The sequence below is a fragment of the Halomonas sp. AOP25-F1-15 genome (assembly GCF_052378675.1).
Classification (GTDB): Bacteria; Pseudomonadota; Gammaproteobacteria; order Pseudomonadales; family Halomonadaceae; genus Vreelandella; species Vreelandella casei.
The window spans coordinates 392,465-415,931 of record NZ_JBQSXV010000001.1 but is presented as its reverse complement, the minus strand read 5'-3'; the positions used below and the strand labels follow the sequence as shown (position 1 = coordinate 415,931).

Below are 23,467 nucleotides of genomic sequence, written 5' to 3'. Positions count from 1 at the left end.
TACCATGCCACGGCTATTCTGTTTACACCAGCGGCCCGGCAACCACTCTCAGCGCCAGCACGATGAGCAGAACGCCGGTAATACGATTAATCCAGTGGGCGTTCTTTTGCAGCCAAGGCAGAATCCTTGAATGCGAAAGCACCACCGCAACAAGTACGTACCAGCCACCGTCAATCACCATCGCGGTCAGCACAATAATCGCTTTCGCCAACGCACTCATGTCTGGGCTAACAAACTGACTGAGCAGCGCAACAAAAAACAGGATCAGCTTAGGGTTTCCTAACGCGACTAGCACGCCCTCTTTAGCCGCCTGCCCTCTGCTCGTAGCCATGGCAGCCGGATGCAAAGCGCCTGCTTTTCCGGCGCGCAGCGCTTGAAACCCTAGCCAGGCTAAGTAAGCGGCGCCGCACCAGGTGATCAATTGGAACAGCATCGGAAAACCGGCAATCAACGCGCCTAGCCCCCATACTGTCAGCAGTGCGTAAAACCCCACGCCGAGCGTATGAAAGATGGCCGCGATCACGCCAAACAACCGCCCGCCGCCTAGCGTATGGCGTAGCACTAATGCCAAACTTGGTCCTGGCGACATCGCCCCCATGGCGCAGATAGCGGCTAATGATAACCAGAGTGTCAGCGGCATACCGTTTTATTCCTGAGATCAAATGTCAGCCCATGGGGGCAAACCACGAGTATACGACAGGTGAGGCCTGCTCTTTGGCGAGCGGCTTAAATAACGCTGTTAGCATGGTACGCTGTTGGGTAAAATTTGCTCTTTGAGCTCTTTTCACATTTCAAAATACCGCCCGTTCAATGCGCGTGGTATGGCTAACACAGGACGGCAACATGGGTAGGGCTTTTCAGAACCGTAAGGAATCCATGGCCAAAACGGCCGATGCGAAGACCAAGGTCTATAGCAAATATGGACGTGAAATTTACGTTTGCGCTAAAGCGGGTGGCAGCGATCCTAATGGCAACCTTGCACTGCGCGGCTTGATGGAGCGTGCCAAAAAAGATCAGGTTCCTTCCCACGTTATTGATAAAGCGCTCGACAAAGCCAGCGGTGCAGGCGGCGAAGATTTCTCTACCGCGCGCTATGAAGGTTTCGGGCCAGGCAATGTCATGGTGATCGTTGACTGCCTGACCGACAATCCTAACCGCACCTTTGGCGATGTTCGCGGCTGCTTTACCAAAACCAAGAGCAAAATTGGCACGCCCGGCAGCGTGAGCCACATGTTCGACCACTGCGCTATTTTCTCGTTTAGCGGTAGCGATGAAGAAGCCGTACTGGAAGCGCTTATGGAAGCAGATGTTGATGTCACTGACATTGAGCAAGAAGCCGAACGCATTACCGTCTTTGCCCCGCACACTGATTATGCCAAGGCCAAACAGGCGCTGTTAGACGCTTTCGGTGAGATTGACTTTGAAGTTGACGAAATTCAATTTCTGCCGCAAACCACCACGCCGGTTGAAGGCGACGACGTGGCGCTGTTTGAAAAGTTCTTAGGCATGTTGAACGAGCTGGATGATGTCCAAAATGTCTTCCACAGCGGCGAGCTGCCAGAGCCCACCGAAGCTTAAGCGTTAGCCAGCCAGTCAATACGTTGACTGCGCAGCGTTGCGGGCATCCAGGGTAGCATCAGGTGGTAACAATGCTGACCGGACGCCTGCCGCACTGAGCACTGTCTTACCGCGCACGGTTAGGTCGGTAATAAACAGAAACTGCTGACGTGGGTCTACCGGGTAGGCGCGTATCCGGTAGTGGGTGCCCCAGGGCTTCTCTTCAGCCACGACGATGATCGGTTGGTCGAACTTCAAGTAGGCGCTGGTGAGCGCTACATCGCGCAACGCTTTGCGCACCCAGCCCGCCTCATGCTCAGGATGAAGATAAAAACTCGCCACGCACTGCAAACTGGTGCCGCCGTTATTGGCATTATAAATGGCGTGATCCCATAGCTTTAAGTGCGGCACCGCGACTAAATCATCATCGGGCGTTTGGATCTCGACAGTGCGCAGCCCTACGTGCTTGACCTCGCCATAGGTGCCTTCAATGTTGACCCAATCCCCAGGGCGATAAGGTAGCTCAATGGCCGAAACGACTCCCGCAATTAGGCTACTGACGTAGTCCTTCATAGCAAAGCCAATGGCTAAACCCAGCGCACCCAGCAGCGTTACCATGTTGCGTAATGACGGCTCGATAATAATCGGCGTGACAATCGCCAGCGCAGTGATCAGCACAAACAGGCGCGTTAGCGGCACTAATGCAAATATTCGAAAGCGGACCTGTCCGTGTAAGCGCGAAGCCAGCCAGTTGAGCCCACGCTGGCTGACAATAATCAGCACAATGGCACTTAACAGCACTAGCCCAACGGTAATTAATGCTTGGCTATCGATATCGTTAAACAGTCTTGCGTACTTTTTTTGGTCGTCCATGGAGCCCTCCGTGGGCCTGCCGCTTAGCGAGAGCCGGCTTAAAGCGAATCGACCAGATAATTGCGCGATTCTAATAATTGGCGAACGCTAGCGTAGCTAAGTGGGGCGATCTGCCAACGCCCTTCCCAGCTTGAAACGATCCCTTTACGCTGCAGCGCCAGCCGTGCATTCAGCGCTTCGTGATGTGAGAACGGCAGCACCTCTCCCAATGACTGATCATCCAGACCACCGTGAATCAATAGCGCATGCAGCACGAGCGTTGCGATATCGCCAGTATCCGCAGGCAGCTCCGCATCGGCCAGCGCATCCACCAGCCACAGCGCCTGTGTCTCACCTGACGATGGCTCACGCAGCCGTTCGTGCCAGTAGTGCCAAGCAATGCCTAAATGCCCGCGGCAATGGGCTGCCAAGCGCTGTAGCTCTTTATGCGCAGCCTGGTGGCGCTTTGTTTCTAGCGCCGGCAATATCTGCTTGCCGGTCCGAGTGCTGTAGACAGACGGATACTGGCCATCGCTTGCGCTGATATTGGAAAAATAGCGTGTTAGCTGCTCGCCTTGCAGCGACTGCAGCGTAAATACCGGCGCCCCGTCGATCCCGATCACCTGCTGAAGATAGGCATAGGTCCAGCTATCGCACCCAATCACACCGTGTCCTAAGCGACCACTTAAGGCACGCTCAAGAAATTCACGAATACTTTGAATACCCTGCGTGTGGCGTAAAAAATGCCGTTCTAATGCAGGCACTGCCCAGCTTTTCTGGTTCACGCAATGCGCTATCCACTGCGTATCGCCTTTGGCAAGCTCACTAAGCGTTGGAGGCTCGACGCAAACGGCATGATGCTGCTTAGCCCAATGGGTGACCACAGAGGCGTGACCGCCATGTGGCGGCGTAATAAAAAACGTGACCGGCGCGTCCTGAGCGTCAAGTGCCTGCGCTAACATGCTAGCAGCGGGCGCCCAGTCGACCGGAGGCACTAAATGAGCCAGCCTAATCTCGGGTAAGGAGCGCAGCTCATGCTCCTCTTTTACCTGCTGTTCTGAGGCTTTTTTACCGATTAACCACTTTGAAGCGGAACGCCAACTACGTCGCCACTGGCTCGCCTGCGTCTTTTCGGGGGGACAAAACTGATCCAGCGCGACCACTTCCCACAGTGGCGAGACGCCTGTTGATGAGTACTCCCCCATGACACTTTCCCTATGGCTGCGTAAGTCATCACTTTAGCACGATGCACTCAGCTTCTAACGGCACACGAACTTATGGTCTAAAATAAAGTCTTCATAGACAGGCCATTAAGGTACCTAGCGTACGGATGTGTTTTGCCATAGCGATTGCGAGCTAAAGGAGCAAGCGATGAGTGTCGTTCATGTCAGTGAAGAAGAGCTGCACGATAAAATAGGCAAGTGTATTGCTGGGGAACGGCTACTGATTGAGCAGAATGGCAATCGGTTTAGTGCCCGAATACAGCACGCTACGGCAGCAGGCGTGAAGGTGATCCCAGACACCGAGATCAAAAATAGCCACAAGTCATCCGGCGATGTGGAAGGGATGACAGTGGCCTATGAAGACATACTTGAGCTTGAAGTAAAAGGCGTCGTTTACAGCCGTTTATTAGATTAATACCCGTTCCTGCACGCCTTGAGCCAGTAGCAAGGCGTGCAGGATCTCAGCGAGCCTTACTGTTTTGAAACATCAGCATGTTTTAAAACATCAGAATATCTTAAAACGTCAGGCAAATTTTCCCAAAGTGTTTTCCTGATGCCTGATGTCGAAAGGCGTCAGCGATGTCAGCCAGCGGAAACTCGCGATCAATCACAGGGTGCATATCCAGGGCTTCCAGCGCACGAATCATCTCAATTTGATGCCGACGACTGCCTACGATCAGCCCTTTAAGACTGGCTTGCTTGGCCATTAACTTGGCGGTCGGAACCTCACCTTCACGGCCGGTCAATATGCCAATCAGCGCAATCTTGCCTCCAATTTTTACCGCATCGATCGACTGAGACAACGTACCGGCACCCCCCACTTCAACGATATGGTCAACGCCTTCCCCGTCGGTGAGCTCTTTAACGCGCTTACCCCAGTCAGGTGTCTCTTTATAGTTGATAGTGTGTTCAGCGCCCATTTCCTTCAGCCGTGCCAGTTTTTCGTTGGACGATGAGGTGGCGATGACCCGCGCGCCCATCATGCGCGCGAACTGCAGGGCAAAGATTGATACGCCGCCGGTACCAAGCACCAGAACGCTATCACCCGCTTTGATATTGCCATCGACCACCAGTGCCCGCCAAGCGGTTAAACCTGCGGTGGTCAAGGTAGCCGATTCAGCATGGCTATAGCCCTTAGGCTGGTGAGTGAACCACTCAAAGGGGCGTACAACCTGCTCTCGCGCATAGCCGTCCACGCCGTCGCCTGGCGTCGTACGGAAATCGCCGACTCGCGCGGGGCCTTCCAGCCAGTAAGGGAAGAAGGTAGACACCACGTGGTCGCCCGCGGCAAACTCCGTCACGCCCTCGCCGACCGCCTCAACAACGCCCGCACCATCCGACATGGGAATGCGCTGATCTTCGGTGGGAATCATGCCAGCGACAACCGCGTAGTCATGAAAATTCAGCGAACTTGCGTGCAGACGCACGCGAATCTCACCTGCCATCGGCTCACCGGGCGCATCCATCTGCTGTACGTTGAGGTTATCTAACCCACCGGGCTGCTGCAGTGTAATGACTTGCATCGTCTACCTCCCTTGCAGCGCTCGCTGCTAGTGATTTGATGTAAAGCACACGTTAAGACGCATCACTTTCCGACACGTCTAGGCCTAAAAAGCCACCGGACTGACGTTGCCATAAGCTTGCATAGATGCCGTCTTTCTCCAGGAGTTCCTGATGCGTGCCGGTTTCGACAATGCACCCTTCATCCACGACGATCAATCGATCAAGCATGGCAATCGTGGACAGGCGATGGGCAATGGCAATGACCGTTTTACCCTCCATCAGCGTATCCAGCTGCTCTTGAATGGCGGCCTCCACTTCTGAGTCCAATGCAGAAGTTGCCTCGTCAAGGACCAGAATCGGCGCATTTTTAAGCAGCACTCGGGCAATAGCAATCCGCTGACGCTGGCCTCCTGACAGCTTAACGCCCCGCTCACCCACGTGGGCATCTAACCCTCGACGCCCTTTCGGATCGACCAGCTGATCAATAAAGGAATCGGCATGGGCGCGGCATACCGCGTTCCAAACATCTTCATCGTTAGCCTGCGGACTGCCGTAGCGAATATTGTCGCGCAGCGAGCGGTGTAGCAGCGAGGTGTCCTGTGTCACCATGCCAATCTGATGGCGCAAAGACGTCTGGGTTACTTGGGCAATATCCTGCCCATCAATTAAAATACGCCCACCCTGTACGTCATAAAAACGCAGCAGCAGGTTAGCAAGCGTTGACTTGCCCGCACCGGAGCGGCCAATCAAGCCGATTTTTTCACCCGGAGCAATGGTGAGATTTAGCCCATCAAACACGGTTTTACTTTCACCTTTAGCTTGGTCGTAGCCAAACCGCATCACTTCAAAGCGAATCTCACCTTGGGGGACTACTAATAACGGTGCATCAGGCGCGTCGCGCACCGTTGGTTCCTGGGCGATAGTATTCATGCCATCTTGTACGGTGCCGATATTTTCAAACAGCCCCGCCACTTCCCATAAAATCCAATCAGACATAAAGCGAATACGCATCACCAGCGCAATCGCGATCGTCAGCACCCCCAGGGAAATAGCTTCCATGTACCAGGCACTAATAGCCATGGCCGCCGTGCCCACCAAAAGTGCTGTGTTCAGTAGCGTCAGCCCGACACTCATAATCGTGACCAGGCGCATTTGATCATGCACCGTCACCATAAAGCCTTCCATCGCATCACGCGCGTAGCGCTGCTCGCGCTGAGTGTCGGCAAACAGTTTGATGGTTTGAATATTGCTGTAGCTGTCGACCACACGGCCGGTCATTTGCGCGCGAGCATCGGCCTGAGCCATCGAAATGTCGCGCAGGCGGGGCACGAAGAAACGCATAATCGCTAAGTAGCCGACTAGCCAAAGGCCAAGCGGTATCAGCAGCAAAAGGTCTGCCCGCCCGAGCAAAAAGGCGGCGCCGGTGAAATACACAATGGCATAGACCAGCAGGCCCATCACCTTTGTGACCGTTTCACGGATCGCCAGCGCTGTTTGCATGACTTTTTGCGACACCCGCCCAGAAAACTCATCCTGATAAAACGCTAGGCTTTGGCTAAGCATATGGCGATGCGAAAGCCAGCGGCCAATCATCGGGTAGTTCCCGAAAATACTTTGATGAGTCACCAGCGACTGCAGCAGCACGAGCAGCGGCAAACCGACCAGCATTAAAAGCCCTAAGCCTGCCAACCACAGGCCATTTTCGGCCCAAAAGCCCGCTCGCTCAACGTTACCCAGCCAATCCACTAGCTGGCCCATGTAGCTGAAAAAAACCACTTCGGCACCCGACACCAGCGCCGTAAACAGTGTCATCAGCAGCAGCAGCGGCAGCATTGGGCGCGAAAAATGCACAATAAAGGGCATTAAGCCCTTGGGCGGTGTTTTAACGTCGCCTTCAGGATAGGGATTAATCCGCGTTTCGAAGTAGCGAAATAGCGGTTTTAAAACACGCGATAGCATGAGTCTTCCTTACGTTACTGACGTTGATTTTAACGGTCTTTGCTGATGTCTTAAGAAGCGGATCGGCGCATTAACCAGCGCGCCCAAAAGGGTGCAATGATCATTAGGGTCACCATTCTCAGCAGATGGTGGAAAGCAACGAATACTGGATCAATATTGAGCGCGAAGGCCAAAATCGCCATTTCGCCAATTCCCCCCGGCGCCAGCGCTAACAGCGCTACGTCGCGTCCCACACCCAATATTTGATGAATCAGCTCGGCAAATAATGCCAGTACGGCTAATGCTAGTAGGGTTGCAATGCCCGACTGCCACAAATAGCGCGCTAGCAACTTGCGCGTCATGCCTTGAAAGCGCGAGCCAATAGCACTGCCCAGCACCCAGAGCATTACATTCATTCCCCAGCCCGGTAACACAAGGCTGGCGATATCAAAACCGGACAATAGAGCAGCCAGCAGCAGCGGTGCCAGCAGCGCTGAACTAGGGATTCGCAGAAAGCGACCTAGCGGCAGCACAAGCGGTATCGTCAATAGCATCCAGCCATGTTCTAAGCCGCTATGGACTGGACCAACGCCCTCCCCGCCATCGCCAGAGGCCCAAAACAGTGGCGGTAAAAAAAGAATAACCAGGATCATACGCAGCGACTGCGAGACCGCGATACGCTGAGGGTCTCCACCGCATTTTTCACCCAATAGTATCATCGCCGTCATAGCGCCGGGGGCAGCTCCAAACCACGCACTGACAGGATCAAATCCACAGCGCCTATACCAGGCGGCAGCCACTGCCGTAGAAGCCGCGACTCCCAATAGCAGTAGCCCAGCGGACACTGGCCAATCGACCACCCGATGCGCCAACTGCGGCGTTACTTGGCTGCCTAGCACCATGCCCATGACAGCTAAGAAAATATTGCGGACCGGCTCAGGTACTGCGACTTTCACACCTTGAGATGAGACCAGTAAATTGGCAATAAGCGGGCCCAGCATCCAGGCTAGGGGTAGCCCTGTCAGTTGAAAGGCGGTGCCGCCGACCGCGCCAACCGCTAACGATACTGCCAGCCCTTTGACGCTCCCTGCATTTATCTGGATATCCTTCACGCCAACTCCCTTGGTTCCAAAACGTTACTCATCGCTACGCAATCATTAACCTGCTAAGCGTAACCGCCAGTTTACCACCGACAAGGCCATTTTGGGCTTCAGGATCGCGCGTGAACCACCCTTTTACGCCCGCATAAGCGGATGCAAAACGTAATTTTTGGCGATGCCATCTACACACACCGTGCAGCACGCGTATAATAAGCAGCTGCCATTAATGGCAAACTTTCTCAGGGCGGGGTGCAAGTCCCCACCGGTGGTAATGCCGCTTCAATCGTCATTGCGGATAAGCCCACGAGCGCTCAGCCAGCTAATCGCTTTTAGTGGCTGAGGTCAGCAGATTCGGTGAGATTCCGGAGCCGACGGTCATAGTCCGGATAAAAGAGAAGGTTTCCATGCTGTGCGTATGACAGTGCCTATTTTTAATAGGCCTGGACGTGTGCCGTTGGATTCCTAATGCCTTGATTCTGGTAAACAATCCAAAAGGATAACCATGAATCAGACCCGTGTTTTTTCATCACCTCGCATTGCCTTTATCGAAGCCTCCTGGCATCACGATATTGTCAGCCAAGCCCGAGACGCATTTATTGCTCAGCTGTCGAGCCAGCATGGTTTTGCCGCAGAGCAAGTAGAGACCTTCCAAGTCGCAGGCGCTTATGAAATTCCGCTGCAGGCAAAACTATTAGCCAAAACGAAGCGCTACGCGGCCATCGTAGGCGCGGGATTTGTTATTGATGGGGGTATCTACCGCCACGACTTCGTCGCTCAAGCCGTAGTCGAAGGCATGATGCACGCGCAGCTGGAAACTGAAATACCAATTCTTTCTGTTGTGCTGACGCCGCATCATTTTCATGAGCACGCCACCCACTACGACTTTTTCCACTCCCACTTCCGCGCCAAAGGAAAGGAAGCAGCTGATGCAGTGGTGATGACGCTCAATAATCATCGCAAAATTCATGAGCTAGCGTAGGACACAGCGCCTATTAACATTCTGGCCTGAAAACGCTGGGCAGCCTTATAGGGCTGCCCACTTCAACGTCTTAGCTCTGTTACGTCTTAGCTCTGTAAATATGATCACTCAATACTCGTCATCATCGTCATCACGCATACGTTCTTGACGCTCGGCCTCTTCCTCTTTGGCATCGTCTATCACTTCCATCAATTCATCCACGTTGGCAATGTGATTATCGAAATCAAAGTGGCCGGTCAGCTTGCTATCGGGATGCAGCTCGCCTGATTCATACAGTGCCCACATCTCTTTGCCATAATGGGTATTCAGTAGCGCGGGGGCATACTGACCAAAATAGTTGCGCATATTATCGACATCGCGATAAAGCATGGCAGCGGCACTGTTGTTACTGGCGGCGTCAACGGCTTGAGGCAAATCGATAATCACCGGGCCGGTGGCATCCACTAGCACGTTAAATTCCGACAAGTCGCCATGAATTAAGCCCGCACACAGCATGCGTACTACGTCTTGAATAACCTTGGCGTAGTAGGTTTCGGCCTGCTCTGGAGTCAGCGTGACTTCATCTAAGCGCGGGGCAACGTTACCGTCGGCATCGCTGATCATTTCCATCAGCAGCACACCGTCTACAAAGCCGTGGGGCTCGGGTACGCGCACGCCCGCTGACGCCAGGCGATAAAGCGCGTCAACTTCCGCGTTAAGCCATGCCTGTTCCTGCTCTTTCTGACCGTAACGTGTTTTCTTCGCCATCGCTCTTGAGCGGCGGCTGTTACGCTCTTTACGCCCTTCTTGGTACTGTACCGCCTGTTTAAAGCTACGCTGCTTGGCCTCTTTAAACACTTTCGCACAGCGCACATCGTCACCGCAGCGCACTACGTAAACCTGCGCCTCTTTGCCGCTCATTAACTGCACCAGCACCTCATCGATCATTCCATCATCGACCAGCGGCTGTAATCGTTTAGGGATTTTCATGGTTAGCTGCGTCGGCTCCTCTTTACTCTCTGTATCGTTGCCATCTACGTTCAGTGATTATTGGCTCAATAACGAATACGACGAACGCGGAAAGCCCGCCCTTTTAATTTATCACGCTCAAGCTTGGCCTGAGCTTGTTGAATCACATTGCGCTCAACCGCGACATAGGCACTGCGGGCGAGCACTTTAATTTTACCCACTTGATCACCGCGCAGCCCACCCTCACTGGTCAAAGCGCCCAGAATATCGCCAGGGCGAAGCTTATCTTTCTTGCCACCAGCTAGCTGCAGCGTCGCCATCAGCGGCTCAAACGGCACCGACAGCTGAGGTTTGGGGAGTGGCTCAGTGGCAAGCGGTTGCTGCAGTAACACTTCCAGCTTTTCCAGCCGGTAGCTTTCTTTCGGGGTCACCAGCGTGCAGGCAATGCCGCTGGCACCGGCGCGCCCGGTGCGTCCAACTCGATGCACATGCACATCAAGCTCACGAGCAATTTGGTAGTTAAATACGGCGTCCAGCTGTGCAATGTCTAAGCCACGAGCGGCCACGTCAGTGGCCACCAGGATAGAAGCACTTTGATTGGCAAACAAAATCAGTATGCGATCGCGGTCTTTTTGCTCTAAATCACCGTTGAGAGCTACCGCGCTAAACCCGGCGTCCGTCAACTGCTCAGCCACTGCCTGAGTCTCGCGCTTGGTATTGCAAAACACAACGCTGGTGGTGGGTCGATAGGTCAGCAGCAGCTGGCGAAGCGCATCAAATCGCGCCTCTTCATTTGCCACCGTATAAAAGTGCTGATGAATCGTGCGCGCATCGTGCACCTCGGCGATTTTCACCGTCACCGGGTCGCGCATAATGCCACGGGTCATCTCGGTTAAGCCGCCGGACGCCTGCTCGTCCGGGAACGTCGCGCTAAATAGCAGCGTTTGGCGCGAAGCGGGCGTGTCCGCAATGATGTCATCGATGGTTGCCTGGAAGCCCATATCCAACATCCGATCCGCTTCATCCAGCACCAGCATGGCAAGGGAATCCAGCGTCAGCGAGCCTTTGCGCAAGTGCTCATCAATGCGTCCGGGCGTACCCACCACGATGTGCGCGCCGTGTTCTAAAGAGCCAAGCTGGGGACCGAACGGCGCACCACCACAAAGCGTCAGCACTTTCACATTAGCCATACCGCGGGCCAACCGACGTAGCTCTTCTGCCACTTGGTCAGCGAGCTCACGGGTTGGGCACAGCACTAACCCCTGCACAGCAAAGCTTTCTACTTTCAACGCCGCCAGCAGCGCCAAACCGAATGCCGCCGTCTTACCTGAACCCGTTTTCGCCTGCGCTAGCACATCGCGCCCGGCCAGCATCGGCGGCAGGCTTTGTGCCTGCACCGGCGACATTTCATGGTAGCCAAGAGATGCAAGGTTGCTCAGCAAAGCTTTCGGCAACGCTAACGAGGAGAAAGAAGAGTCAGACACGATATTACCTTGCTTGGGCCACAGGTGTGCGGCCATCATAAATACAGTGCGCGCCCTCTGGAGGGCAGTCGACGCACACAAACGTTACCGCACCATACCAGAAAGTGCCTCGATCTGCGCCGCCATCACGTTGCCAGGGATACAAAAGTGGCCTCACTCAGGGTGGCCAGGTCTCTCGGCGTCAGTTCAATTTCAAGCCCTCGTCGGCCCGCGCTGACATACACAGTAGCGAATGCTTCAGCTGACGAATCCACAAACGTGACTAGGCGCTTTTTCTGGCCTAGCGGGCTCACCCCGCCCAACACATAGCCTGTGGTGCGCTCTACTTCTTCTGGCGAGGCCATGACGGCTTTTTTAACGTCGGCCGCTTTGGCAATTTTCTTTAAGCTTAGCTGCCCCGTAACAGGCACGATGCCGACTGCCAGCTGCTTGCCATCCAACTTCACAACTAACGTTTTAAAAACCTGCTCGGCAGACACACCCAGCTTTTCAGCGGCTTCTAAACCATAGGATTGCGCGGCAACATCGTGATGATACTCATGAACTTGGAAGGCAACCCCTGCATGTTTTGCGCTATTAATCGCCGGCGTCATGTCGCTCTCTTTTTTTGCTAGGAACTAAAACACTAACGCCAGCTTAACAAAGCTGGCGTTAGTGTTTATACAGTTAAAATATCAGCGCTTACTGACAAGACACTACTTTACGCATGATGTCTTTCGCCCAAAGGGTTTGCCCATCGGGCGTACGTCCGTGCTCGTTCCAGCGCTCGGCTGTTTCCAAGCAGAAAGAACCGGCACTTTCAACGCTTGTATCGCGATTAGCCGGACGCTCTCCGCCAATACGCATCACGTCTGGGTTATCGGAAGTATAGCGGGGAGCAATGGTAGAGCTTGCACAGCCAGCGACCAGAACAGTCAGCAGCAGTGCGGGTAAACAGCGGCACAATGGCATGTTATTACAACCCTCAACGTAGCGATCATTAGCCCGACACTTTTTGTCGGTAGCGCTAAATAGCACCGCTGTACAAATAACGTCAATCTTTTTTAACGCCGCTTAGCCGGCAATCAGGGTAAGACTGGTGATTGGGCGCAGATTTAATCGCTTGCAGCGCTGCTCCACGCTATCAACTATTTCCTGGGCATCGTGAAATTGCTGCTTATCGAGCTGGATGTCTACCATCAAGAAACTGCCTACCTGTGCCAGGCGCACATCGTCATCGGTGACATCAAAATCAGCAACGTCTTTCATGACATCGCGACGCACGCAGTTACTCGGCACACCGAACATCAGCTCACGTAGAGCGCCTTTCACCATGCGAATTGGCATCGGTAGGAAGTAGCCTGCAATCACCAGCACCATGATCGGATCGGCAAAGCGTGCGTAGCTCGCCCATGGCGTTTGCATTACCCCCCAAGTGAGCACAAAGCCCAGCATCACTGCAGCACTTAACCAAGTATCCATCTGCCACTGACGCAATTCCGCGGCTAGCAGCGACGAGCGTGCCACGCGGGCATAGCGGGCCAGCCACCACCAGGTCAACAAGCAGCCGGTCACGTTGACCACGCCAAACATTAAGGCTAAATCTAGCGTCACTAACCGCCCTCCTGCCGATAGGCTCCAAAGTGCTGACACAAGCGACACGACACATACCATGGCGATCACTACGCCTTTGAGCAGCACCGCTAGCGGCTCAACCGTTAGCCGCCCAAAGGGGTAGTGATCATCAGCAGGCTTACGCGCTTGGTGAAGCGCATAGAGCGATAGCGATGCTAGCAATAGGCTTAGTAAGGAATAGCCGCTGTCAAAAAGAATCGTTATCGAGCCACTGGCGATCCCTAAAACAAGGCCAGTGGATGCAAAGAGGCTGGCTGAAACGGCTGAAAATCTTAGCGCACGGCGCTCGGCTACAAAGGGGGTCACGCGGATAACTCCATCACATTGGGCAAATTTTGCGCCATAATAGAAGGAGGCTGTATGAATAACCAATCGCTCAGCGCTAGCTTTATTGGCGCTAACACCTTTAAACGAGACGATTATGCGTGCTGAACAGGTGCAGGCCTTTGTTGATGTTACCGAACATGGATCTTTTGCCGCTGCGGCCCGACACACGGGAGTAAAGCGAAGTACGCTGAGCGCCGCGGTCAATGCCTTGGAAGACAGCCTCGGCGTGGCGCTCTTTGAGCGTTCAGGTAATAGCTTAACGCTTAGCGCCGTTGGAGACAGCGTACTGCCCGACTGCTACCGCCTATTAACCAGCGCCAGCAGGATCAAAAAGCACTGCCACCAGCATCTGCAGGGTGTTGAAAGCCAGCTCGGCATTGCGCGTGACGATGCCCTGCCAGAGGCCTTTTGGCGCCAAGTAATGCATGATTTAAAGCAGCAGTTCCCGCTAACGGCGATATCGGTATATCTGGTGCCTCCCCAGGAACATGCCCAGTTTGTACAGCGCCAAACGGTAGATATCGCTTTTGGCCTTTACACCGCTGAAGGCATTGATGCTAACGCGGCCAACCTTGCCCCGGTCACGATGCGTTTGGTGGCCGCGCCGCAGCATCCTCTCAGCCGCCTTCCTAGCGTCAATCGCGATGACTTAGCCCAGTACACGCAGGTGTGCTTAACCCACGTACAAGACGACAAACTGATCAGCGAGGCGCTGTTTTCAGGCAATTATCTTGGGCTCACCATGTTTGAAGTCATACGCGACGCTGTGATTAATGCCACCGGCTGGGCGCTACTCCCTTATCCGCTGGTCAAAAGTGCCCTGGAGGCAGGCACTTTATGTACGCTCAATCACGATCTCGTCTTAGACAGCCACCATTATCGCTATGTAGAAAGCGATAACCGTGGCGTAGTGGCCGCAGCGCTGCTGAACAAGGTGGCACACTTTTTAGCCACGCTGCGCCAATCCGAGTTTTCTTAACCGCTGCTCAAGCAGACTGACACAGCGTTGAAATAATTTAATTGGCAAAAAATGCCAAAGCCTTCCACGCTATTACAAAGTGCTTAGCCATTAAAAAACGAAGGAGATGCCAGGACACGCCATGTGAGGGACACAGGCAAGTGTCATCTGGGCGTAATACGCACCTGCCAGTGTCGAAGTTGCCGTCAACCAAGGAGTGATTCCACCGATGGTACGACTCGATAAGAAAGCCACTCGGCTGTACGTGCTGGACACTAATGTCCTCATTCATGATCCTGCCGCGCTCTATCACTTCGATGAGCACGATGTTGTTATCCCGATGACAGTTCTGGAGGAACTGGATAAGCACAAAAACGGTATTCGTGAAATCGCCCGCACGGCCCGCCAAATTAGCCGTACGCTTTCTGACCTTACTAGCCAAGTCACCTTTGATGAAATTCAGCTCGGCATTCCAATCCCCCGAATTAGCGGCGAATCAGGTCGCCTGCACTTTTTATGCTACAACGATTTAAAACTCCTCGACGCCATTGATGACAGCCCCGATAACCGCATATTGGCGGAGACCTGCCGCCTGCGCGATGAACGCCCCGATGCCTCGGTGATTCTGATCACCAAAGATATCAACCTGCGCGTTAAAGCCGCCGCGCTAAAGGTACCGGTTGAGGATTATCTAAACGACCGCGCATTCTCTGATAGCGATGCCATGATTGAAGGCGCACAGGTTTATGCCTCAGCAGGGCAAGATGGCGCCACGCTATGGGAAGGCCTCAATGTCGATGTCACCGTCGAGCGCGTTGGTCATCACACGTTCTATCAGCTCAATGGCGTGATGCCCCGGCATTGGCACGTTGGCATGCTGGTGTCGGATAGTGAGAATGGCGCAGAGTTCGAGGCGATCGTTCGCGAACTGAGCCCCTCCACAGCCCGCCTTCAGCTACTGACCAACTACCGCCATCATGCCGGCGTGTGGGGCGTTCATGCACATGACAGCCGGCAAAACTTCACCTTAAACTTGCTGATGGACCCGGATATTGACCTGGTGACGGTGGCCGGTAACGCCGGTACCGGTAAGACGTTTATGACGCTGGCCGCCGCCTTTCAACAAACGTTGGATGCCAAGCTATTTGAGCGCATTGTATTTACCCGCGCGCCGATCCCTATGGGGGAAGACATCGGCTTTCTACCCGGTACCGAAGAGGAGAAAATGTCACCGTGGATGGGGGCTTTCCACGACAACATGGATAACCTGCTGCGCAATGAGGAGGGAGAGTCCAGCTGGGATAATGGTGCTACTCGCCAACTGATTGGCTCACGCGTACAAATTCGCTCGCCAAGCTTTATGCGCGGCCGCACCTTAAATGACACGTTTCTAATCATTGATGAGGCGCAAAATTTTACCCCCAAACAGCTAAAATCGCTGGTGACACGGGCGGGGCGCAATACCAAGATTGTCTGCCTGGGCAACGTTGGTCAGATCGACACCCCCTACCTAACCGCCAATACCTGCGGCATGGCGGCCGTCGTTGAGCGTTTTAGAGACTGGCCTCACGCCGGCCATATCACCTTGAAAAGCGTTGAACGTTCTCGCTTAGCACTTGCCGCTGAAGAGCTGTTATAAGACTAGCGATTGTTAAACACCATCCCTCACGCTGGGACCGGGTGAGGGATGATGTAGCCAAGTAACGTTAACCAAGAAAGCTGATCCAAGAAGCCATGCGCACGAGGGCTGAATCGGCTACTCAGCATCTGATGCCCGCCACGGCTGAGGGCTGCCAATAGTATCTGCGGCAAACGCCTCGCGTTCGCCAAGAGGGCGCGGATAACCGACAGTTGTATCGCGGTAAGTCTGACGCTCCATTTCACTGTTCACTTCTGCGCCAAACAGCACCACGAAGGCAGAGAGCCAAAACCATATCATTAACGCTATGACGGCCCCCAGTGATCCATAGAGCTCACTAAAGGTTGCGAAATAGCGTACGTACAGCGAAAGCCCGCCAGAACCTAATAGCCACATAAAAGTGGCGAGTAGCGTTCCATAGCTTAACCACCGCCACTGCGCTGAACGCCGATAGGGTGCGAAACGATAAAGTAACGCGATCAGCACGCTCATTAGCACTAAGAGCGCAGGCCAACGTAACCATTTCAGCAGCTTATCCAGGGGTGGATCAATGGCTAGCGCATCAACCAGCATGGGTACGATGGCGATAAAACCCAGTGATACCAAGGTCATAATAATCAAACCAAACGTCAGCGACACCAACACCGTGCTGCGATGAAATAGTGAGCGTTTTTCCGTTTCCCCATACACCACGTTTAATCCAATCACTAATACCGCCACGCTTTTTGAGGCAACAAACATGGCAATCAATAGACCGACTAGCGTGGCCATCACGTTACTTGATTCAGCACTTTCCACTACCTTCTGGGCCTGCTGATCAATTAACTTGGCCGCATCGGGTGGCATAAAACGGCTAATTTCGTACAGCTGCTGGCCCGCCTCATAGGGGTCAAACAGCAGCCCCCAGAGCGAAATAACCGCGGCAATAGTGGGAAACAATGCGAGCAATGCGTAAAAAGCGACACCGGCCGCCAGCATAGTAATGCGGTCCCGCCGCGCGGCGCGCACTACTCGCCAGACAATATCATGCCAGCCACGAGCGGGAATCTCGCCCGGCACCTCGGCATGCCGGCCACGCTCAAGATTACTCATAGCGCGTCAAAGCCCAACACGGTTGCGGCATTCTCATCATCCTTGGCCTTCCCACATAAGTAGCGCCGCAAGCACTGCGGCAAGCACCATCATCAAACCACTTGAATGATGCCGCAACCAGCTCTCCCCGGCCAATCCGCGTGATAAAGAAACCATGAATCTCTTTTCCATACTTTGCGCGGCAGTCACGCTGGCCGCTTTAATCTTGCCACAGGCGTGGCCTATCAAACGTATAGGCACTAGCGCAGCGTTGGCTATAAAGGCATACAGCCACCATAGATCACCTGCGGGGGGCGATTTACCCTTAAAGGAGCGAGTTAATAGCCAGCCCACTACAGCGAGCAGAACACCTGCCGGAAATGGCCATATAATCCCCAACCACTCTCTAAGAGGCGGCATTTCAATACTGCCCGTAGGTAGCGGTAACCACAGCGGCGTTACGAGCGCCGCCATAATGCCTGCAAGCCAAGCACCCCACTGCCACGGATTGCTGCCGCCTTGCTCGCGCTGCTGCCACTGGCGCCAAAGCGCAACACTGACTAGCGCCGCGGTGCCAACGGCGGCCCAACTCAGCAGCTTAATTAACGATTCATGATGCATCTCATAAAGCGGGCTTTTGACGCCCCATTTGCTGATCATACCTGCGCCAATAGCACCAGCCAGCGATATGCCCGGCAGCGCCATCAACGCCCACACCAGAGGCAACGGCCAGCGTGGCAGGTGCTCACTAATACTGGTGCCCATAAATAGACTGCCTTTGGCCAGCGCGTGATGAGCGGCAAACAGCACCAAGCCCGGCCACAGCAGTGGCCAAACATCCGGCGCCACTAGCCCCATTGCCACCAGCGCGGTCATCATGCCCATTTGACTAATACTTGAATACGCTAGCACGGCTTTTGGATGGCGCTGAAACACACCGTAAAGCGCAGCGGCAAAGGCGGCTGCCAACCCGGCTATCAGCATAACGTGGCCAAACTGGGCTAAGGCACCAGATACCTCGTCATGACCCAGCGGCAGCACGCTTATCCAGCCGAGCAGGCCGGCTTTAATCATCACCCCGCTGAGCACCGCACTGGCCGGTGCGGGCGCTACCGGATGCGCCAACGGCAGCCATACGTGCAATCCGATAACGCCGGCTTTTACCCCGAAGCCTAAGCACAGCAAGGCGGCCATCCATGCGCCCTGCTCTGCGATCAAAATACCCTCACGCACACCTTGCAGCGTTAGCGTGTCGGCCTCACCGGCGGCCCACAAAAAGCCGGCTAAAATAAGGCCTTCGCCGACCACGGCCAGTATTAAATATACCCGCGCGCCCAGCCGCGCCTCTTGTGTACCGGTGTGCACTACGAGGGCATAAGCGGCAAACGTCATCAGCGCAAAGCCTAAATAGAAGCTGGCAATATCCTGGGCGACAACCAATAACACGTTGCCTAATAAGGTCATTGGCCACAGCAGGGACAAACGTTGCAGGCGGCGCTGAGCATCTTGATCGCCCGCCTGAGCCTGCTTCTGTTCCGCCGCAAAATAACCTCGCGCGTGCACGGCTGCTAAACTCCACAGCAGCGCGGTAAACGCCAGCCATGGGCGGCTGAGCGAGTTTAACGCCCACTCCCCGCCCAGCATCCAGGCATCGATAGTCCACTGCGCTTCGCCACCGTACGCTAACAGTAAGGCAGGCCAAGCAGCGCTCACCCACAGCAGGGAAAAATAGTCGCGCCGTGAGCTTGGTGTGCAATAGGCGTGCCAAGCTGAACACCCGGCGACGCACAGCGGCCATAGCAGTGACAGCGCCAGCAGCAGCGTCATCATAGCAAGTACTCCCCGTTTGCGACGCGGGTTGCCCAGTCCAGCGGACTAAACGGCAAGCCTGCCAACAAACCAGCAGCGAGGCTCACCAGCGCGGTAAACACCATCGGTAAAAGCAACCAGCCATGGGTTTCAAAGCGGCCTAAACGCTGTTCGTCGGGCCAACTGCCTTTGCCATGAGAAGGCCCTAAACGGAACCACAGACGATGCACAATCGGTAAAAAATACATCGCGTTGAGCGTGCTGCTGATCACCAACACGGCCACCACCCAGTACATTTCAGCCTGGATCGCGCCGATACCGAGGTACCATTTGGTAATAAAACCAGCAAAGGGCGGGAGGCCGATCATGCCTAGCGCGCCGATCGTGAATGCAATACTGGTTAACGGCATGCGCTTACCGGCACCGTCCATCTCGTCAATGCGGTGAATCCCCAGCTCTTCTGCATAGTTACCCGCACAGAAGAATAACGTGACCTTCATTAAACCCTGGTGCAGCAAGTGCGCTAACGCACCAATAGTGCCGAAAGGCCCAAATAAGCCGATGCCGAGAATAACGTAGGAAACTTGGCTGATGGTAGAAAACGCCAAGCGTGGTTTCAGCTCCTCTTGCGCGATGGCTCTCAACGACCCATAAATAATCGTAATAGATGCCGTCACCGCCAGCGCGGTAATGACACCAAGCTCCACGCTAAGCTCAATGCCATAAAGATCATAAACCACTCGCAAGATGCCAAACGCGCCAGCCTTCACGACTGCGACGGCGTGCAGCAGCGCACTCACCGGCGCTGGCGCAACCATTGCTCTTGGTAGCCAGCCGTGCAGCGGCACCATAGCAGCCTTAACCGCAAACCCGCCCACCAGCAGCGCAAATATTAGCGTTAGCAAGCCACGGTTATCGTTTAAATAATCGCCCAAGCCTGCTTCGGAAGAAAACGACTGGTCCCCAGTCAGGCTATAAAGCAGCACCGCGCCCAGGAGCAGCACCACGCCAGCCGTGAGGGTATAGCGCAAATAAATGCGGCCCGCGTTGAGCGCTTGCTCCGTACCCCGGTGCACCACTAGCGGGTACGTGGAGAGCGTCAACATTTCGTAGAAAATCAAAAAGGTAAACAAGTTATCAGCCAGCGCAATGCCGATGGTGCTGGCCACGCAGAGGCTAAAAAAGCCAAAAAAGCGCTTCCTGTTGGCAGACCCTTCCAAGTAACCAATCGCGTAAATCGTCGTACACAGCCAAAGCAGTGACGATAACCCGGCGAACATCACCCCAAGCGCATCCGTGCGCAATACGAAATCAACACCGCCGACAACCTGGAAGCTGAAAATATCTTCATACCCAGCGGCTACTCGCCTGACCATCAAGGTGACCAGAACAATATTGGTGACCGCCGCCAGCAGATTAATCGTGGTGCGTAGACGATGGGACTCTTCCGGCAGCACAAAAATAATCCCGGTGACTAACAGCGCGATAGCCAACGCGGTGATGGGTAGCCACTCAGCAGTCATACGCCACCTCCATGCATCAATCCCAATGGATAATGCGCGAAAAGCCCCAGTGCGAAAGCGGCTAGCGCCAGCGTCAGGGCGATTAAGTCCATCCCTGACGCAAGAGGCTGGTAACGCTGGCGAGGTGCCGACTCGTCAAATGAATAGCGAAACATGCGGAATATATAGGCTGCAGTTAGTAACGTACCGACAAGCAGTGCCGCCACCGCCCACCACTGCTGCGTGATAATCATGGCCTCAAAGAGCAGCCATTTTGCGGTAAAGCCAGCGCTGGGTGGCAGGCCCATTAACGTGATGGAAGCAATGCCAAACACTAACAGCGAAAGCGGCAAGCGCCGGCTAGTGCCTGCAAGGCCTTTTAAGGTACTTTCACCGGTCGCCAGAATCAGGTTTCCGGCAGCCATAAACATCGCAGCCTTAGCAAAAGCGTGCCCCATTAGCTGTAGCCAAAAGCCTTCCCACGCTAAGGCGCGTGGCAGCGGGGCAACGTCTGCTCCCAGTAGCAGCGGGAAAATAACCATCAAATAACCCAGCTGCGCGACGGTTGATGAGGCGACCAACGTTTTCAGTGAGTCAGTTCGCCATGCTAATAGGCCACCCCATACAATCGCCAGCATGCCTAGCCAGGCAATAACACGCGATGCATAGAAAGCATCCGGCAGTAGAATGCTCCACAGCAGCACCAGCATAAAAAGTGAAGCTTTGATCACCAGCCCGGCATGCAATGCGCTCACCGGCGTCCAGGCATTTTCATGGACAGGCGACAGCCAGGCATGCAGCGGAAACAGCGCAGCTTTCAACGCAAGCCCCGCGCCCATCAGCGCCGCCGCGAACCATGCCACGGGGCCGGGCTCGATTATCTCGGCTAAACCCTGTAAATCTAACCGGCCCCAGTGGCCTAGAATCAAAGCAACGCCCAGCAGATAAGCCAATGACCCCACCAGCGCTAGCAGCAAATAGCGCATCCCCGCCTTAAGGGCAGGCGCTTTCCCCGATAGTAGCAGCATGCCGACCGCCGCCAAGCCCATCAGCTCCAACGCAACATAGAGTGTGAGCAGATCAGTGGCTAGCCACATTAATGAAAGCGCGCTTATCAACGTCCCCATCAGCGGCCACAGCCAGCGTGACATCGGGCCGGGGTCGCTTAAGCGCAAATAGCCCGGCGTATATAGCGCTGCGGCAACGCCAATCCACTGGGTCGTTAATAGCAGCAGTACGCTGAGCCCGTTCAAACGTAGCGACAGCTGGATATCCGCCACCGCCCACTGCCAGCGCAGTAGCCCCGCATCGTTAAAGGCGAACAGCAGCATTAAACCAGCCGCCACTATCGGCGCGCTGGCAAGTAGCACGGGCCATGCTCGCTTAGGGGGGAATAATGCCGCCAACAGCCCCATTAGCAGCGGTAGGCAAAGCACCGTCAACAGCGCCCAGTGGGTTGTGGCAAGCGGCGTAAAGGTGCTATCGAAGAGACCAAAGCGCCAGATCATGTCGCACTCTCTTTGGGCCCGCTGTCGTGGTCCAAGGCATTAACGCCTTGCAAATGTAAAAGCTGTCTTATCAGTAAGACACCGAGCATCGACCCAAGCGCCGCCACTAGCAGCCCCACGCTGATTAAAACCTGGGCAGTCGGAGTAGTACCCGCCACGCCGGCAAGCAACATAAATACGCCAGAACCGAGTAGATTAAACGCCAGCAAACGTCTTAACAGATGACGGTGTAGTGCAAAGGAGGCCATGGCGCTGGCAGCAATCACCACACCAGCCAACAAAAGCGGATGTTCAGCAGGCGAGTGCTGCATATCGGTTAGTACATAGCCAATCGCCACAGCGACCATGACAAACCAAACCAGCGCTAACACCACTCGCATGGCAATTCGTGTCCACGGCTCGCTAAAATGATCGTGCGCTAAAACAGATGAGCCGCTAGACCCAACGTGGCCAAGAGCATAAAAACAGCAGAGCCCTGTCAGCACTGCTCCTAGCAGTAGCTCTGCGCTTGCTAACCAAATGGCACCTAGTTGCCACCATGCCAATGCCATAGCGATAGCAAAAGCCACAAAGAAGCGGCAGGCGCGCAGAAGATGGCGATCAAACAAGCACACCAGCGCCGTCCCCGTAAGGCACAGCGCTAGCGCTACTTCTACCACATCAATGGAAGCTATCATTCGTTTTCGCTACGTCCTTGCATCGGGCACGAATAGGCGCTGAGTTTAGGCAAATGCTAGCTTAGACGTGTGCCCAGCCATTTGCCGATGTCATTAACCTGCTGTGGACAGAGCGCGTGGGCCATTGGGTACTGGCGGTAATTGACCGTGTAACCCATCTCTTTCAGGCGGTCTACGCCGCTGCGCCCCAGGCTTTCGGGCACGATAGGATCAAAGTTACCGTGCTGTACTTCAATAGGCATTTGTCGATTTGCATCGCTCAGAACGATATTGTCGGCAGTGGCAAAATAGGTCGACATCGCTAACAAGCCGCCCAAGGGCGCGGGAAAAGTGAGCGCGGCTTCGTAGGCAACGGCGCCGCCTTGCGAAAAACCCGCCACAATAATGCGCCGACTATCGATTCCTTGATCAATTTGCTCTTGCATCAGCCCCTGTAATCGCTCAGCCGATTTTTTGAGCTGGCTTTTATCCACCCGGCGCCCCAAATCCATGGCGAGAATGTCATACCACGCGGGCATCACCATGCCGCCATTAATCGTCACGGCCAGGCGCGGCGCATGGGGCATGATAAAACGAACCTGCGAGTTTTTATGCAGTGCTAACGCGGGCACTAGCGGCTCAAAATCGTGCCCGTCAGCACCTAAACCGTGAATAATAAAGACACACGCATCGGCAGGTTGACCGTTTTTCGGCTCAATAATCAGTTCGCCAGGATCAGTCATCGACTCTCATTCCTTGTGCAAAAAAAGCAACCCTAGCGCAAACCAGTGCTAACCGC

At 54.6% G+C, this 23,467-nt stretch carries 22 protein-coding genes and 1 riboswitch; of the genes, 5 read left to right on the top strand and 17 right to left on the bottom strand.

The features are described from left to right. Nucleotides 1–22: 22 nt before the first annotated feature. A complete protein-coding gene (locus tag ACT3TF_RS01815) occupies nucleotides 23–640 on the bottom strand; it encodes a LysE family translocator (RefSeq protein ID WP_096278702.1) in 618 nt (205 codons plus the stop codon). Nucleotides 641–843: 203 nt separating this feature from the next. Between ACT3TF_RS01815 and ACT3TF_RS01810 the strand changes: the two genes are divergently transcribed. Continuing rightward, complete coding sequence (locus tag ACT3TF_RS01810; protein ID WP_096278699.1) at nucleotides 844–1,578, top strand: YebC/PmpR family DNA-binding transcriptional regulator; 735 nt, start codon at nucleotides 844–846, stop codon at nucleotides 1,576–1,578. 15 nt (nucleotides 1,579–1,593) lie between these two features. Here the strand turns inward: ACT3TF_RS01810 and ACT3TF_RS01805 are convergent, their stop codons facing one another. Then, nucleotides 1,594–2,430: a mechanosensitive ion channel family protein gene (locus ACT3TF_RS01805; protein ID WP_096278697.1), complete on the bottom strand. Its 837-nt coding sequence runs from the start codon at nucleotides 2,428–2,430 to the stop codon at nucleotides 1,594–1,596. A gap of 38 nt (nucleotides 2,431–2,468) precedes the next feature. Next, complete coding sequence (locus ACT3TF_RS01800; RefSeq protein ID WP_444671454.1) at nucleotides 2,469–3,614, bottom strand: hypothetical protein; 1,146 nt, start codon at nucleotides 3,612–3,614, stop codon at nucleotides 2,469–2,471. A gap of 166 nt (nucleotides 3,615–3,780) precedes the next feature. Between ACT3TF_RS01800 and ACT3TF_RS01795 the strand changes: the two genes are divergently transcribed. Continuing rightward, nucleotides 3,781–4,047: a hypothetical protein gene (locus tag ACT3TF_RS01795; RefSeq protein WP_444671453.1), complete on the top strand. Its 267-nt coding sequence runs from the start codon at nucleotides 3,781–3,783 to the stop codon at nucleotides 4,045–4,047. A 100-nt stretch (nucleotides 4,048–4,147) separates the two neighbouring features. On the opposite strand, the gene ACT3TF_RS01790 is transcribed toward ACT3TF_RS01795, so the two are convergent. The 3 genes from ACT3TF_RS01790 to ACT3TF_RS01780 are packed head-to-tail and all read right to left on the bottom strand — an operon-like array spanning nucleotide 4,148 to nucleotide 8,185. Further along, entirely contained in the window at nucleotides 4,148–5,155 is a 1,008-nt protein-coding gene (locus tag ACT3TF_RS01790) for a zinc-dependent alcohol dehydrogenase family protein (RefSeq protein WP_444671452.1), read from the bottom strand. A 52-nt stretch (nucleotides 5,156–5,207) separates the two neighbouring features. Continuing rightward, nucleotides 5,208–7,094 carry an ABC transporter ATP-binding protein gene (locus ACT3TF_RS01785; protein WP_096278689.1) on the bottom strand — a complete coding sequence of 629 codons (1,887 nt, stop codon included), beginning with the start codon at nucleotides 7,092–7,094 and terminating at the stop codon, nucleotides 5,208–5,210. A 50-nt stretch (nucleotides 7,095–7,144) separates the two neighbouring features. After that, nucleotides 7,145–8,185: an AbrB family transcriptional regulator gene (locus tag ACT3TF_RS01780; RefSeq protein WP_441684495.1), complete on the bottom strand. Its 1,041-nt coding sequence runs from the start codon at nucleotides 8,183–8,185 to the stop codon at nucleotides 7,145–7,147. Between the two features lie 219 nt (nucleotides 8,186–8,404). Next, a riboswitch (FMN riboswitch) is annotated at nucleotides 8,405–8,575 on the top strand. Between the two features lie 100 nt (nucleotides 8,576–8,675). On the opposite strand from ACT3TF_RS01780, the gene ACT3TF_RS01775 reads away from it, so the two are divergent. Beyond that, the gene (locus tag ACT3TF_RS01775; protein ID WP_096278685.1) at nucleotides 8,676–9,152 is read left to right on the top strand and encodes a 6,7-dimethyl-8-ribityllumazine synthase; all 477 of its coding nucleotides are present in this window, start codon (nucleotides 8,676–8,678) and stop codon (nucleotides 9,150–9,152) included. Nucleotides 9,153–9,260: 108 nt separating this feature from the next. On the opposite strand, the gene ACT3TF_RS01770 is transcribed toward ACT3TF_RS01775, so the two are convergent. From ACT3TF_RS01770 to ACT3TF_RS01750, 5 genes are all read right to left on the bottom strand, one after another. Then, complete coding sequence (locus ACT3TF_RS01770; RefSeq protein WP_096278683.1) at nucleotides 9,261–10,121, bottom strand: PA4780 family RIO1-like protein kinase; 861 nt, start codon at nucleotides 10,119–10,121, stop codon at nucleotides 9,261–9,263. 65 nt (nucleotides 10,122–10,186) lie between these two features. After that, nucleotides 10,187–11,620, bottom strand: coding sequence for an ATP-dependent RNA helicase DbpA (gene dbpA, locus ACT3TF_RS01765; protein WP_444671567.1), 1,434 nt, complete (start codon nucleotides 11,618–11,620; stop codon nucleotides 10,187–10,189). Nucleotides 11,621–11,709: 89 nt separating this feature from the next. Continuing rightward, complete coding sequence (gene ybaK / locus ACT3TF_RS01760; RefSeq protein WP_096278681.1) at nucleotides 11,710–12,177, bottom strand: Cys-tRNA(Pro) deacylase; 468 nt, start codon at nucleotides 12,175–12,177, stop codon at nucleotides 11,710–11,712. Nucleotides 12,178–12,265: 88 nt separating this feature from the next. After that, on the bottom strand, nucleotides 12,266–12,535 hold the full coding sequence (locus ACT3TF_RS01755; RefSeq protein WP_444671451.1) for a hypothetical protein: 270 nt from the start codon (nucleotides 12,533–12,535) through the stop codon (nucleotides 12,266–12,268). 102 nt (nucleotides 12,536–12,637) lie between these two features. Continuing rightward, nucleotides 12,638–13,504, bottom strand: a complete 867-nt coding sequence (locus ACT3TF_RS01750) for a cation diffusion facilitator family transporter (RefSeq protein WP_444671450.1) — start codon at nucleotides 13,502–13,504, stop codon at nucleotides 12,638–12,640. A 115-nt stretch (nucleotides 13,505–13,619) separates the two neighbouring features. Here ACT3TF_RS01750 and ACT3TF_RS01745 point away from each other — a divergent pair, with 115 nt between their 5' ends. Next, nucleotides 13,620–14,504: a LysR family transcriptional regulator gene (locus tag ACT3TF_RS01745; protein ID WP_096278675.1), complete on the top strand. Its 885-nt coding sequence runs from the start codon at nucleotides 13,620–13,622 to the stop codon at nucleotides 14,502–14,504. A gap of 208 nt (nucleotides 14,505–14,712) precedes the next feature. Beyond that, nucleotides 14,713–16,122, top strand: coding sequence for a PhoH family protein (locus ACT3TF_RS01740; protein WP_444671449.1), 1,410 nt, complete (start codon nucleotides 14,713–14,715; stop codon nucleotides 16,120–16,122). A 117-nt stretch (nucleotides 16,123–16,239) separates the two neighbouring features. Here ACT3TF_RS01740 and ACT3TF_RS01735 read toward each other — a convergent pair whose 3' ends face one another. The 6 genes from ACT3TF_RS01735 to ACT3TF_RS01710 are packed head-to-tail and all read right to left on the bottom strand — an operon-like array spanning nucleotide 16,240 to nucleotide 23,411. Then, entirely contained in the window at nucleotides 16,240–17,214 is a 975-nt protein-coding gene (locus tag ACT3TF_RS01735; protein WP_096278671.1) for a YihY/virulence factor BrkB family protein, read from the bottom strand. A 36-nt stretch (nucleotides 17,215–17,250) separates the two neighbouring features. Next, a complete protein-coding gene (locus tag ACT3TF_RS01730; RefSeq protein ID WP_444671448.1) occupies nucleotides 17,251–19,023 on the bottom strand; it encodes a complex I subunit 5 family protein in 1,773 nt (590 codons plus the stop codon). Then, nucleotides 19,020–20,525: a complex I subunit 5 family protein gene (locus ACT3TF_RS01725; RefSeq protein ID WP_444671447.1), complete on the bottom strand. Its 1,506-nt coding sequence runs from the start codon at nucleotides 20,523–20,525 to the stop codon at nucleotides 19,020–19,022. Before ACT3TF_RS01725 ends, ACT3TF_RS01730 begins: the two co-directional genes overlap by 4 nt. Next, nucleotides 20,522–22,012: a complex I subunit 5 family protein gene (locus tag ACT3TF_RS01720; RefSeq protein WP_444671446.1), complete on the bottom strand. Its 1,491-nt coding sequence runs from the start codon at nucleotides 22,010–22,012 to the stop codon at nucleotides 20,522–20,524. Before ACT3TF_RS01720 ends, ACT3TF_RS01725 begins: the two co-directional genes overlap by 4 nt. Then, nucleotides 22,009–22,689: a hypothetical protein gene (locus tag ACT3TF_RS01715; RefSeq protein WP_096278663.1), complete on the bottom strand. Its 681-nt coding sequence runs from the start codon at nucleotides 22,687–22,689 to the stop codon at nucleotides 22,009–22,011. The genes ACT3TF_RS01720 and ACT3TF_RS01715 overlap by 4 nt, the downstream gene beginning before the upstream one ends. Before the next feature lie 56 nt (nucleotides 22,690–22,745). Then, nucleotides 22,746–23,411 carry an alpha/beta hydrolase gene (locus ACT3TF_RS01710; protein ID WP_096278661.1) on the bottom strand — a complete coding sequence of 222 codons (666 nt, stop codon included), beginning with the start codon at nucleotides 23,409–23,411 and terminating at the stop codon, nucleotides 22,746–22,748. Nucleotides 23,412–23,467: the final 56 nt, after the last annotated feature.